Genomic DNA, 12,594 nt, shown 5'->3' with positions numbered 1-12,594 from the left:
AGCTCGGCGAAGCGGCGCTCGGTCTCCTCGCGGTAAGCGAGGAACTCCTGGCGGTGGGCGGCGAACTCCTCGTAGTGGCGGCGCTGGGCCTCGGCCAGGGCGGCTACGGCCTCCTCCAGGCGTCCCACTCGCTCCTCGGTGCGGCGCTGGGCTTCCGCGAGTTCGGCGAAGCGGCGGTTAGCTTCGACGCGGGCTGCCTCAACCTCCGCCTGCACCTCCGTCAGGCGGCGTTCGACCTCCTGGCGAAAGGCCACAAACTCCTCATAGTGCCGCCGTTGGGCTTCCGCGAGCGCAGCGATCTGCTCCTCCACCCGCTGGAACCGCCGCTCGGTCTCCGCGTGCAGCGCCTGGATCTGGACCGGCAGCTCCAGCAGCTCCCGCGTCAGGATCCGCTGCCGCAGCGCCTCCCGCCACTCCGGTCGCTGGTCCAGCAGGCGGATCAGATCCTCAAAATCGCGCACCGTAAAGGCCATATAAACATCTCCTCCTGTAGGATTCTATCACAGAAACGAGGCAAAAGTGAAGGGAAGCTTGCCGGCACTTCCTGCGGACTTCGTGCTCCTCCCGTTGCGTTCTACGCAAATCGCCATCCATAGTGCATGCCGGTTGGATCCCTGCATGATTCCCGTTACTCTGGATCTAGGCCCTTCCCCAATACAGAAGAGGAACTGATGGAGCGACCGGCCTACAGGGGAAACCGATGATCCGAGAGGCAGCTTTTGAAAACACTCGTCTTGATCCTCGATGCCCAATGCAAGGCTCTTATATCGATGATCAATAGAAGCGCTGCTCCGCATGGATCACGGTCGCTCGACCCGTGAAGAGCGGCGTGGATGGGTCTCATTCTCATGAGAACCCAACCGCGTAGCAGCGACTTCTAAATAGAGGGTTGGTAGCTCATCGCCTGGGGATAGACACGTCGAGGGTAGCAGGTGTGTTTGAGCCATCACCAGCTCATGTGAGGATCCGTAGCAACGGGACCGGTGACGATTGGGGACTCGTTCTCTTGCGCACATCGACTGAGTAAGCTAAGTTTCTGAATCGCATGCCTCAATTCTCAAATCTGACCCTCGCGAGGCGTGTCCGCGGGCGGTTTTCGGATGCGGATGCCAAAACGCCCCGGGCCGAAGGTCCGGACCCGGGGCGTTGAAGCGAGGAGGCGGCGGTGGGAATCGAACCCACGTCCGGGGTTTTGCAGACCCCTGCCTGGGCCACTCGGCTACGCCGCCAGAGCGGGCGACGGGACTCGAACCCGCGACCTCCTCCATGGCAGGGAGGCGCTCCACCGTCTGAGCTACGCCCGCCTGCAGTGCCGAGAGGCGGAATCGAACCGCCGACCCCCCGGTTTTCAGCCGGGTGCTCTACCAACTGAGCTATCTCGGCAATCCACTTTAATATCTAACATGGCCGGAAGGGTTTGTCAAGCCCATCGGCCCTGGCCCCACCCCTATATTTCCCCCACCACGTCCGCGAGCGGCCGGCCTTTCGTTTCGTAAGGCAGTGATAAGGCCGCCAGCCCTGAGATCCCATACGCGGCCGCGAAGACCGTCAGGGCCAGCGGCATGGAGACCCCCAGCAGGTATCCCCCGAGGGTGGGCGCGAGCGCCCCAGCGATCCGGGTCATCCCGCTGGCCGCGCCCATGCCGGTCGTGCGCAGCTGGGTGGGATACGCCTCCGGCGTATATGCGTAGAGAGCCCCCCAGGCTCCCAGGGCGAAGAACGACATCCAGATCGCTGCCGCCACATAGGCGGGCAGGGAGACCGCCGCTGCGAACAGATAGGTGAAGACCCCACTGGCGAGCAGATACAGCCCCAGGGTCATCCGCCGCCCGATTCGCTCCACCAGGTAGGCCGCCGAAAAATAGCCCGGAAGCTGCGCCAGGGTCAGAAGGAAGATGTATTCATAGGAGCGAAGGAAGGTCAGTCCGCGCTGGACGAACAGGCTCGGCAGCCAGGTGAAGACCCCATAGTAGCCCAGGGAGATTCCAAACCAGATCAACCATAGCAGCGCCGTGGTCCGGGTGTAAGGACGGCGCCACAAGTCCCCCACCGTGACCCGAGGTGCCGGCGGCGCAACCAGGCGGATTCCCTCCGGAGGCGAGGCGCCGTTCTCCCGAGCGACCTGAGCCAGAACGGCGCGGGCCTCTTCCTCGCGGCCGTGGACCAGGAGGAAGCGCGGGGACTCCGGGACGTATCGACGGATCCAGAAAACGATGAGGCCCGGCAGAGCGGAGATCGCCAGGAGAGGCCGCCATCCCAGCCGCGGCACGATCAGCCAGGCCAGCCCTGCCGCCATCAGCGCCCCCAGCGCCCAGAAGGCCTCCAGATAAACGAGGTAACGTCCTCGCTTCTGGCGCGGCAGATACTCCGCGAAGATCGCATAGTCCACCGGCAACGTGCCGCCCACGCCGAAGCCGGTCAGCGCCCGCAGGAGGATCAGGGTGGCGAAGTTCGGCGAGAAGGCGGAGAGCAGGCCAAAGCCGGAGTCGATCAGCACCGTCAGGATGAAGCCGAGCTTGCGCCCCATGCGATCGGACAGCGTCCCCCAGAACCAGGCCCCGGCCAGCATCCCTAGGAAGATGGCCGTGCCCAGCAGGCCCGCCTGGGCCGTTGTCAGCCCCCACTCCTGTCGGATGGCTGGCAGGGCGAAGGAGATCAGCAGGACCTCCATGGCATCCGCCGCCCATCCGGCGCCGCAGATCGCCATCAGCTTGTATTGAAACCGGCCCAGGCCTACCCGATCGATGGCTTCCTCGAAGGTCAGCGTTGAAGCAGCCACGGGAGCCCCCTCTGGGTTTGGTTTCGCAGCGGGGGTGAGGCATTGCCTCACCCGGAATGCAGCATCAATGGCCTCTCTTCCATCCCCGCTCACCGAGACCCAAGGGCCTCGGAAAGGGGAGGGGCACCGCGCGCGGTGCCCCTCCTCTTATCCGGCGGGCAAGGCCACCGAAGGTGGTACCGCCCGCCGGAAAATCCCTTCGAATCGAAGGCATGATCCCGCAGCAGGTAAACACGACCCCATCCTCTGGAGGGTAGAGCCACCCGGAGCAACTCCGCCCGCCTGGCCTTATTCCACCAGATAGCCTCGTTGCCGTAGCGCCTCCCGCGCCCGTTCCAGGATCTCCGGATTCCGCGCCTCCAGGGTGTGGAGATGCAACCCACCGGTCAGTTCGCTCAATAACCGAGCCCCCGTCCGCCGCAGGGCTTCCATGAACTGACGGACATCCTCCCGAGAGGCGATGTGCAGGCTTCCCCGCAGTTCTCCGTAGATCGCGTGCTCCACGATCACATCCACCACCTCAACCCCCAGATCCACCAGGAGCGTCAGCTCATCCTCCGTCTGATCCGGGGTATGGCGGACAGCGACCAGCATCCGGTGGGCTGGACGGGCGCCGGGGAGGCAGTAGCCCCGGGGCGTCGCCAGGATCTCCACCCCCGCCGCCCGCAGCACGGCGATGTCCTGAACGATGACCTGCCGGCTGGTCCCCAGGCGCTGGGCCAGCTCCGAACCGGTGAGCGGCCGGCCGGCCGTTCGCAGAAGCTCCAGGATCTGGGCGCGGCGCGCCTCGGGGCCCGCTACGCGCTCGATCGGCTTTCCAGGCGCCGCCATGGTTCATTTCCCTCAGGCCGCCACCGGGGCACGCGTCCGGATCGCATCCACGGTGGTCAGGGTGCCCCGGAACAGGAACGCCGTCTGACGGTTGGCCGCCTCCATATCGAAGGGATGAAGCGCCGAGGTCGCGTCCACCGGGATGATCACGTGGAACCAGCGCAGGGCCGCGCTGGCCGCTGTGTAATGCACGCAGATGCTGGCTACCGTGCCGCAGATCACCAGATCACGGATCCCCCGCAGACGGAGCTCGTGCTCCAGAGGGGTGCCGTAGAAGGCATCATAGCGCCGCTTCGGAAGGACCAGTTCCCCTTCCTGAGGCTTCAGTTCCTCCACGATCTCCCACCCCCAGGTGCCCGCTAAGCAGTGCTCTCCCCAGATCGGGAACTCCGGATCCCCCGGATAATGGGTGTCCTGGGTGAAGACCACGAACATCCCGCTGGAGCGGGCCAGATCCAGGAGCTGGCGGATCTTCGGGATCGTGGCCGGGGCATCCGGAACGAAGAGCTTGCCCTGGGGATGGGCGAAGTCGTTCTGCATGTCCACAATGATCAGCGCTGAGGTCCGCGGATCGATCTCCACCGCAGGCACCAGGGAATACTCCGGCACTTCCACCATCCGCGCCATGGCAACCTCCTGTTTATACAGATGACTTGTCTATTGTCAAGACAGATTATAGCCCCTTTGCGCTCCCCTGTCCATCTTCTCAGCTTCTCAGCTGAGCTCGTCAATCGAAGCGGGGACACCGTTAGGGGGCGCCATTGCCGGGGCCAGAAGATCCCCCTCTCCGATATTCCCTTCCACGCGGTCCTGTCCGCTTTGAGGAGGGAGATAGCCGTTGAGGGACTCGGGGCATAGGGGCTTTTGTGAGCGGGCGAGGATACTGAAGGGAGCCTCGCCCACCCCTCAATCGAAAGCGGAGTCCGGTCCGGGTCAACACGACCGAACCGGATGGCCGTCAGGGGTCTGAGGGGAAGCCCGGGTGCGATGGGCGGACGGGGATCGCCGATATAGGATTGCCTCGCGAGGGAAGGGAAATCCGTTTAGGAGGCCTCCAACGCTTTGTCCGTCGTCTGATACCATTCCCACGCGCGCCGGATGGCCTCCCGAACCGGGATCTCGGGGCGGTAACCCAGCTCAGCCTCCGCTTTGCGACCATCACACCAGATGAAATGAGCGCTCAGCCACAGCTGATCTGCCCCGATGGGCAAGGAGACACCTATTCCGCTCGCGATCCGGGCCAGCGCGGCCAACCCTTTCACGACCGGTGGAGCAAGCACCCGACGAGGAGCCGGGACTCCCACGATCTCCGCGATCTGCTCGGCGAGCTCCCGATAGCTCAGGTTCTCCCCACCCAAGATGTAACGCTCCCCGGGTCGTCCGCGCTCCAGAGCCAGGAGATGCCCGCGCGCCACATCCTCCACGGCCACCACATTCACCCCGCCCGGCGGGAGGGCCGGCACCCGTTCCCGGGCCATCTCCAGAATCAGGCTCCCGGAGATGCGATGAATATCCCGGGGGCCCAGGATCACGGAGGGATTCACGATCACGACCTCTAAACCCTGTTCCACGAAGATCCGAGCGATCGCCTCCGCCATGGCCTTGCTGTAGCCATAAAGGAAGCGGCCAGGGGGCAGATTATAGGGATGGTCTTCGGTCAGCAGCGTTCCGGGCTCTGGCACCCCAAGGGCCGCCAGGGAGCTGGTCAGGACGACCCGCCGGATCGCCAGCTCCTGGGCAGCGGCCAAGATATTCCGCGTGCCTTCGATGTTCACCCGGAGGATCTGCTCCGCCGGGGTGCGCCAGTAGGCGGAAATCGCGGCGGTGTGGAAGACCACATCGCATCCTACCATCGCTGGGCGCAGGCTGTCCGGATCCAACACGTCTCCGATGGCGTGCTCCACCTCCAGATCCTTGATCGCCTCCAGGGGCGATGTGGCGCGGCGAAGGATCCGGACGGTCCAGCCCTGTCCCCGCAAATAAGCCGCCAGGTTGGCCCCCAGAAAGCCTGTCCCTCCCGTGATCAGCGCGCGCATCGCTGTCCGGCTCTGTGTGGAATGGGACTCCCATCTGGATTCTACCTGGAACCTGCGGACGCTCGAAACAAGATGGCCTTCAGATCGCCGACGGCCTTTCCCCCGCGGCGGGTGAACTTCCGATCCAGGAGCGATACGCCAGGGTCCATACGGTTTCCACAAAGGTGATGACCGGCCCCAGCAGAAGCGGGATCAGGACGCTGATACAGAGGGCCGCCAGGGCGATCCCCAACGCGAACCGGAATATCGCGGAGGGATCTACGGGGCCTCCGCCTCCGAAAAAGGCCAGGAAGGCCAGGCTCCCGACCGCCAGCAGGGGGATGGCAGCCAGAATGGAGAGGATAAAAGTGGTCGTCCCCAGCACCCCAATATCCAGCACCAGCCAGACGAGGAGGAGGGGACCTATGCGGCGCATGCCGATCTGAAAGCTCCGGCGGAGCGCCCGAAGCCATGGCAGATCCTCTAATAGGGCGGCGCGCAGGGCCAGGCGGGACCATAGATGCAGCGCCCCGGCGAGGAGCAGCAGGCAGCCCAGCAGGACCAGCGCCGTCAGGATGGCGACAAGCAAGGTGGCAATCCGGATTGCTTCCGCTCCCTGGGCGAAGGCCAGCAGGAAGCCGACGAGGATGGCCAGAAGAAGAATCAGGGTGATCAGGAAGCCGGGAGCGCCCAGCAGCACCATAATCCCGATCAGGCGGAGCAATCGGGCGGCGGCCTGTCGCGCCAGGGCGCCCAGCGCCGGCGAACGCCCCTCGGCGGCCTCGCCGCTTCCCAGGATCAGGGCCCCCTGGCCCCAGAGGGCCACCAGCTGGATCAGTAAGGCGAAAAGGAAGAAGCCCAGGAAGGCCAAAACGAGGAGAGGCCAGTTCTGCTCCAGCCATCGCTGGAGCATTCTTTCGAAACCCGGGGCAAAGGATGGGGGAGGGGTTTGCACCCCCAGGTTCAGACGACCCGACACGCGAGGGGATCCCCCAACGCCCAGAGCCGCAAGGAAACCGAAGATCCAGAGCGTCTTATACCGCCAGGTCAGTTGAAGTCCCCGCGAAAGCCATTCCCCGAGTTCCATCTCACTGATCCCCTCATCCGAGGAATTTGAGAGCCAGCGAGGTCGCCGATCCCATTTATGATAACCTCATCCTACAGGAGTGCGCGCTTCCTGCACGACGCTGCGCCGCTCGGCGAGTTCGATCTGCCCTATGGCCCTCTTAACGATCCATGCTGGGGATTCGGGCCTTGCGTCTTCCGCCTATCCCCTCCCCACGCTGCGAAGCGGCGGGATGAGAAAAGCTGGGGTGGCGTGGGCGGCTTCACCGCCTGCCCCGTCGCCCCCAGCCTCAGGTGTGCAACACGGCAAGTTCGATTAAAATTTTCATCGGAACGGGCCGGTGGCGGAATCGGCAGACGCGGCAGACTTAAAATCTGCTGCCCCGGAAGGGGCGTGCGGGTTCGACTCCCGCCCGGCCCATCTGTGGGCAGGGTCCTGATTCGAGCGGCAATCTCTTTCCACCGCGCAGGGTTGGACCGCATGGCCGAAGTTGCCCCACCTCATACAGGAGAAGCCTGGGAAGCGGTCCTCCGCTTTCTGAGTCAGCGCTCGACCCTGACCATGGCGACGGCGGATGAAAGCGGCCGCCCTTACGCGGCTTCCCTTTACTTTGTCCACGATGAACGGCTACGGCTTTATTTCCTCTCTTCCCCGGAGAGCCGCCACGTTCGCCATCTCACCGCTCGACCGGAAGTCGCCGTGACCATCCATGGGGAGCCGTGGGACTGGAAAACGATCCAGGGCCTTCAACTCACCGGGATAGCGGATCCGGTGGAGGATCCGGAGGAGCGGGAACGGGTGATGATCCGCTATCGGGCGAAGTTCCCCTTCATTCAGGAGCTACCGCAGGCTCTGGCCCACGCCCGCCTTTATCGGGTGACTCCGCGCTGGGTGCGATGGATCGATAACACGAGGGGGTTCGGTTATCGAGTGGAGTGGCGTCTGGAATGACCTACCTACGCGTTCTCCTCCGGTTCTTCAAGGCGAACCTGATGGCGGCCATGGAATACCGGGCCGATTTCCTGGCCAGCGCCCTGGTAGCGGTGGCCTCCTCCCTCTGGACGCTGGCGGCGCTTCAGGTGTTCTTCATGCATCGCCCACGGCTGGGCGGCTGGCGATATGAGGAGGCCCTGATCGTCGCCGGGCTCTTCATCGCCTTCGAGGGCGTGATGGCCGCCCTCTTCCGCCCGAACCTGGAGGAGATCCCGGAGGCGGTCCGTCAGGGCACGCTGGATTTCATCCTGTTGCGTCCCCTGGACAGCCAGTTCGTGGTCTCCTTCCAGCAGATGCAGGTCTGGCATCTCACCGACATCCTGCTGGGCCTGGGGATTGTGGCGTGGGCCCTGAGCCGGTTGGGGTGGCCTCCGCTCGATCGATTGGTCCTGTTCGGGGTGATGCTGCTCTCCGGCCTGGTGATCTTCTATTCCCTGTTGATGATCCTGATCACCCTGGCTTTCTGGTTTGTCGAGGTGGGGAACATTATGGAATTGATCTATACCTTCTTCGAGGCGGGGCGCTTTCCCGTGACGGCCTTCCCCACCTGGGTGCGGATCGTGCTGACCTTCGTCGTTCCCATCGCCTTCATCACCACCGTGCCCGCACAGGCGGTCCTGGGCTGGCTGCGGCCTGAAGGGGTTCTGACGGGCCTCCTGATCGCTGCGGTACTCTTGATGATCAGCCGCGCCTTCTGGCGCTATGCGCTTCGCCATTACACCAGCGCGGGGGGTTAGAGCTTATCCGAACATGCTCCAGGGGATAGGCGTGAGTCAGTGGAGAAAGCGGCGAAGTTGCTCGGGCGACAGGTTCCCGCCGCTCAGGATCAGGGCGATGGTCTTTCCCTGGATCTGTTCCCGCAGCCGGAGGGCGGCAGCCAGCGGGGCCGCTCCCGCCGGCTCCGTCAGCGTCTTCGCTTTCTCCAGATAGATCCGCACCCCTTCCACCAGCTCCTCATCCTCCACCAGGACGAAGTCCTCCAGCTTCTCCCACAGGATCCGCTGGGGCAACATGAATGGCCGCCGCGTGGCCAGGCCCTCCGCCAACGTTCCCATCGGCGCCTCCGTCCAGCGCCGATGGCGCCATGTGAGATACGCCGCCGGTGCGCGGGCGGATTGCACGCCGATGACCCGGATCTCCGGGTTCAGGGTTTTTGCCACCAGGCACGCCCCCGCCGCTCCGCTCCCCCCGCCCACGGGCACGATGATCACCTCGATGTCTGGCTGCTCCTCCAGGATCTCCAGAGTCTCCGTGGCCACCCCCGCGATCAGGTCCGGCTCATCGCCGGAGGAGACGTAACGGAGACCTTCCTCAGCGGCCACCCGCTCGCAGTAGGAACGAGCATCATCGAAATCCCGGCCACGGACCCGGATCTCCGCGCCGTAGGCGCGGATCGCTTCCACTTTAACCGGATTGGCATTCTGGGGCACCACAACCACGGCGCGGACCCCGAAGAGGGCGGCGGCATAGGCGATGGACTGGCCGTGATTGCCTGTGGAAGCCGTGATGACCCCCCGCTGCCGCTCTTCCGGAGAAAGGCGAGACATCCGATAAACGCCGCCGCGAACCTTGAAGGCGCCGATGGGCTGAAAGTTCTCATGCTTCACGTAGACCCGTGCCCCCAGTAGCGCATCCAGGGTCGGATACCGATAGAGCGGGGTGCGCGGAAGGAAACGCTGCACAACCTGCCGGGCGCGTAACACGTCCGCAAAGGTCGGCAATGGCAACTCGGCCATCCTGGCCTCCTGTAGGTTCATACGCCACGGAGCGCAAGCTGCGCTGGGAGGGTTCCTCAGCCCCTGCAATCGCTTCCGAAATGAGGGGAGCGTTTCCGTGCAGCGGATCGTGCGTTCGCTTTCGCGGGGATTTTGGAGCGGGTAATGCCACCTTTGGCGGCTTACTCCGCCCAAAGCGGAGCAAGCCCTTTTCTCCCGCTGGTGGCCCTGCCCGTCCTAAAATCCCCCGAATGGGGCGCATCCGGCGCTTATAGCACTTTCTTCCCAGTTGGAAAGAAGGTCCGGTCCACTCGGAAACGATTCTCCGCTTCCGGAAGCCGTCCGGTGAGCGTTGCCACGAGGTGCCGGGCGGCCTGGGGCGCGCTTTCGATTCCGTAGCCGTTGTCCCCGGTGTGCACATAAAGCCCTTCGACGCCCGGGCAGGCCCCGATGAGGGGCTTCCCGTCGGGGGTGCATGTGTATTGACCCGCCGCCACCGAAACCCGATCCCGGGTCAGCCGGGCGGCCACCTCCCGGAATAATGGGGTCAGACGGGCGGCACCCTCCAGCGCCTGCGCCGGGAACAGGGGATCCGCGGGAACGGGGTCCTGAGGCTCACCCGGCGGCTCCGGCAGCCCCCATCCCAGGAAAGCGCCTCCCGTCTCCGGCCGCCAGTAGGCGCCCGTGTCATCGTCCGCCACCATCGGCGCATCCGAGGGGATGGCCGGATCGGCGACGAAGGCCCGCTGGCGGCGGAGCAGGAAAAGGGGCAGCTCAACCCCGGCGGTCGCTGCCAGACGTTTGGAGAATGGGCCTGCCGCGATCACCACCTGGGGCGCGGCCAGGAAGCCCCGGTTCGTCTCCACGCCGGCGACCCGTCCCCCTGCCACCCGGATCCGGAGGGCCTCCGTCTCCATCACAAACGTCGCCCCGCTGGCGCGCGCATAGCCGTAAACCACCTCGTGAGGCGAAAGCCAGCCATCGCGGGCTCGAAAGGTCGCCGCGGTGACTGCTGGGGAAAGCCAGGGGAACCGTTGTCGGGCCTCGTCGCCGGTCCAGAGCTCGGTGTCCACGATCCCCAGGCGGCGTTGCCCTTCCACCCATCGCCGAAGCCGTTCCAAGCCTTGAGGATCGGTGGTGGCGAACAACCAGCCTGGCTGGCGGAGGCCGATGGTGTAGCCGGGGATTCCGATCTCCTCCGCAAAGCGCTCATAGGTCGCGATGCTGGGGACCATCAGGTAGGCGAAGTCGGGGTCGTCCCACTGGGCGCGGAAGCAGGCCACGGCGACAGACGTGGTCAGCGCGCCCAGCCATGGTTTGCGCTCCACCACCACAGTGCGGAAGCCTTCGCGGGCGGTGTAGAACGCCGCCGCCGTCCCTGCAATCCCGCCGCCGATGATGACCAGGTCGGCCGTGCGGGGAAGCTCGCCGGAACCGATCGGTGGGTGTTCCATGGTCTCCCCTCCGCCGGGCGGGGCGCTTTAGACGCTATCTTGAGAGAGGCGCCGAGCTGTCTCCCTCCTTGTCCCCCTTCTCTCTTCCACACTTGTGTAAGAGGCCAGAGGGACAGAGGGGTAGGGGGATCCCGGAGAAGCGCCTCGCAGACGCTATAATATCGTAAAGGCGGTAAGGGCGAAAGATTTTTCGCCCCTACCCTGGATTTCGGGCATCGGGCCCTTCAGCCGATCTACCGCCTATGGGACACCGATGCCCTTGGGTGCCTGTATAGAGACGCCTGTCACCCTTTTTGCTGGCCTCCTCGAGAATTTCGTAATATCAGGACGCAGATGGTCAGAGCAGGAGCGCCCGGATGCTTCCCTTTCTTCTTCTTCCCTTCACCGATGAGCGCGCCCCGCGGCAGCGGGATCGGCATTTCCGCCGCCGCGAGAAAGCGTTGGGGCAGTTTTTCACGTCGCCCACCCTGGCCACCTGGATGGTGGAGATCACCCTTCCCTGGCTTTCCCGCCGAGGCTCCATGCTGGATCCCGCCTGTGGGGAGGGGGTGTTCCTGAAACCTGCCCGGACCTATGGGTTCTCCGAGGTGATGGGCATCGAGGTGGACCCCAATGTCTTCGCGGGATGTGTCCGCCAGCTGGGGGGCATTTCGGGCGTATTCCTCCGCCATGCGAACGCGCTGGATCTCCTTCCTGAGCTGGAGGGGCGCTTCGATCTGGTGGCGACCAACCCGCCGTTCTCCGCGAAATACGGCCGGGTGAAGGAGAGCCGGCGGCTGGAGCGCTTCGCCCTCGGGGCAGGACGGCGCAGCGAGGCGATCGAGGTGCTGTTCCTGGAGCTCAGCGTGCGGGCGCTGCGGGAGGATGGGGCGCTGGCCATCGTGCTGCCGGAAGGCCTCTTCGCGAATCTGCCCTACCGTCGGGTTCGGGATTGGTTGATCCGCCATGTCACGCCGGTGGCGATCATCAGCCTCTCCCGACGGTTCTTCCCCGCGAAAAGCTGTATTCTGCTCGCCCGCAAGGGAGCTGCCTCTCCTTCCGCTCCGGTGCTTCTCGCCCACGTAGAGGAGGAAGCGGATCTGGCCCAGGTATTCAGGCAGCTGAAAGAAGGCGAGGGGGTTCGCAAACCGATCGGAGAGCTTTTGGAGGATATGGCCCCGTTGCACCATCTGCGCCCTCCCGTCCTTCGGTCTGTTTTCCCGCTCCGCCCTCTGAAGGAGCTATTGAAAGAGATGCGCGGCGGCCATGCCGAATATGGAGCACGACGGAAGTTCGCCGCATCCGGGATTCCCTTCCTCTCCGCCAAGACCGTCACACCGTTCGGGATCGATCTCCGCCGGGATGGGCGGCGGATCGCCCCGGGCAGCCCGATGGATCATCCGGGGGCGCGCGCGCGAACGGGCGATGTGCTGTTCGTGCGGGTCGGGGTCGGGTGCATCGGCCGAGCGGCGGTGGTGCTGGGGGAGGATGAGGAAGGGATTGCGGACGATTACATCTACATTTTGCGCCTGGACTCCAGCCGGATGCTGCCGGAGTTCTTCGCGTGGCTTACGCAGACGGCCCTGTTCCGACAGCAGCTGGAGCGCATCTGGCGGGGGACCGGGACGGTGACGGTGCCTCAGCGGCTGTTGCGGGAGGTCCTGGTGCCGGTGCCGCCCCTTTCCGTCCAGGAGGTCTTCGCCGACGCATACCGCCGTCTTCATCGGCAGCACCGGGAGGGAAGCGCCCTTGCTGAAGATCT

General features: G+C 64.8%; 10 protein-coding genes, 4 tRNA genes and 1 pseudogene. 4 read left to right on the top strand and 11 right to left on the bottom strand.

The window, feature by feature from the left end; all coding sequences use genetic code 11:
* The 9 genes and pseudogenes from NZM16_RS09925 to NZM16_RS09885 all read right to left on the bottom strand — a co-directional run.
* Window positions 1-473, bottom strand: a pseudogene (locus NZM16_RS09925) (hypothetical protein); the annotation flags it as partial.
* A 684-nt stretch (window positions 474-1,157) separates the two neighbouring features.
* Window positions 1,158-1,229 (bottom strand) — tRNA-Cys (locus tag NZM16_RS09920).
* A 2-nt stretch (window positions 1,230-1,231) separates the two neighbouring features.
* Window positions 1,232-1,304: transfer RNA gene (locus tag NZM16_RS09915), tRNA-Gly, on the bottom strand.
* Window positions 1,305-1,310: 6 nt separating this feature from the next.
* A tRNA-Phe gene (locus NZM16_RS09910) sits at window positions 1,311-1,383 on the bottom strand.
* Between the two features lie 64 nt (window positions 1,384-1,447).
* Window positions 1,448-2,779 (bottom strand): MFS transporter, encoded by a 1,332-nt coding sequence (locus tag NZM16_RS09905; protein ID WP_295480193.1) that lies wholly within the window; start codon window positions 2,777-2,779, stop codon window positions 1,448-1,450.
* Between the two features lie 288 nt (window positions 2,780-3,067).
* Window positions 3,068-3,610: a transcription repressor NadR gene (locus NZM16_RS09900; RefSeq protein WP_295450680.1), complete on the bottom strand. Its 543-nt coding sequence runs from the start codon at window positions 3,608-3,610 to the stop codon at window positions 3,068-3,070.
* Window positions 3,611-3,622: 12 nt separating this feature from the next.
* Window positions 3,623-4,228, bottom strand: a complete 606-nt coding sequence (locus NZM16_RS09895) for an isochorismatase family cysteine hydrolase (protein WP_366946199.1) — start codon at window positions 4,226-4,228, stop codon at window positions 3,623-3,625.
* A gap of 425 nt (window positions 4,229-4,653) precedes the next feature.
* A complete protein-coding gene (locus NZM16_RS09890; RefSeq protein ID WP_295450687.1) occupies window positions 4,654-5,646 on the bottom strand; it encodes an SDR family oxidoreductase in 993 nt (330 codons plus the stop codon).
* A gap of 79 nt (window positions 5,647-5,725) precedes the next feature.
* On the bottom strand, window positions 5,726-6,712 hold the full coding sequence (locus NZM16_RS09885; RefSeq protein ID WP_295480192.1) for a hypothetical protein: 987 nt from the start codon (window positions 6,710-6,712) through the stop codon (window positions 5,726-5,728).
* Window positions 6,713-7,025: 313 nt separating this feature from the next.
* Between NZM16_RS09885 and NZM16_RS09880 the strand changes: the two genes are divergently transcribed.
* The 3 genes from NZM16_RS09880 to NZM16_RS09870 all read left to right on the top strand — a co-directional run bounded on the left by NZM16_RS09880 (window position 7,026) and on the right by NZM16_RS09870 (window position 8,421).
* A tRNA-Leu gene (locus NZM16_RS09880) sits at window positions 7,026-7,111 on the top strand.
* A gap of 60 nt (window positions 7,112-7,171) precedes the next feature.
* Window positions 7,172-7,642: a pyridoxamine 5'-phosphate oxidase family protein gene (locus tag NZM16_RS09875; RefSeq protein WP_295480191.1), complete on the top strand. Its 471-nt coding sequence runs from the start codon at window positions 7,172-7,174 to the stop codon at window positions 7,640-7,642.
* The gene (locus NZM16_RS09870) at window positions 7,639-8,421 is read left to right on the top strand and encodes an ABC-2 family transporter protein (protein WP_295450692.1); all 783 of its coding nucleotides are present in this window, start codon (window positions 7,639-7,641) and stop codon (window positions 8,419-8,421) included. The genes NZM16_RS09875 and NZM16_RS09870 overlap by 4 nt, the downstream gene beginning before the upstream one ends.
* A gap of 36 nt (window positions 8,422-8,457) precedes the next feature.
* Here NZM16_RS09870 and NZM16_RS09865 read toward each other — a convergent pair whose 3' ends face one another.
* Window positions 8,458-9,420, bottom strand: a complete 963-nt coding sequence (locus NZM16_RS09865) for a threonine/serine dehydratase (protein WP_295480190.1) — start codon at window positions 9,418-9,420, stop codon at window positions 8,458-8,460.
* Window positions 9,421-9,668: 248 nt separating this feature from the next.
* On the bottom strand, window positions 9,669-10,853 hold the full coding sequence (locus NZM16_RS09860) for an FAD-binding oxidoreductase (protein WP_295480189.1): 1,185 nt from the start codon (window positions 10,851-10,853) through the stop codon (window positions 9,669-9,671).
* Window positions 10,854-11,209: 356 nt separating this feature from the next.
* Between NZM16_RS09860 and NZM16_RS09855 the strand changes: the two genes are divergently transcribed.
* Window positions 11,210-12,594, top strand: a 1,385-nt coding sequence (locus NZM16_RS09855) for an N-6 DNA methylase (RefSeq protein ID WP_295480188.1), incomplete at its 3' end; no start/stop codon positions are given.

This window comes from Thermoflexus sp. (genome assembly GCF_025055495.1).
Classification (GTDB): domain Bacteria; phylum Chloroflexota; class Anaerolineae; order Thermoflexales; family Thermoflexaceae; genus Thermoflexus.
The sequence above is the reverse complement of the archived record's forward strand: the minus strand, read 5'-3'. Positions and strand labels throughout refer to the sequence as shown.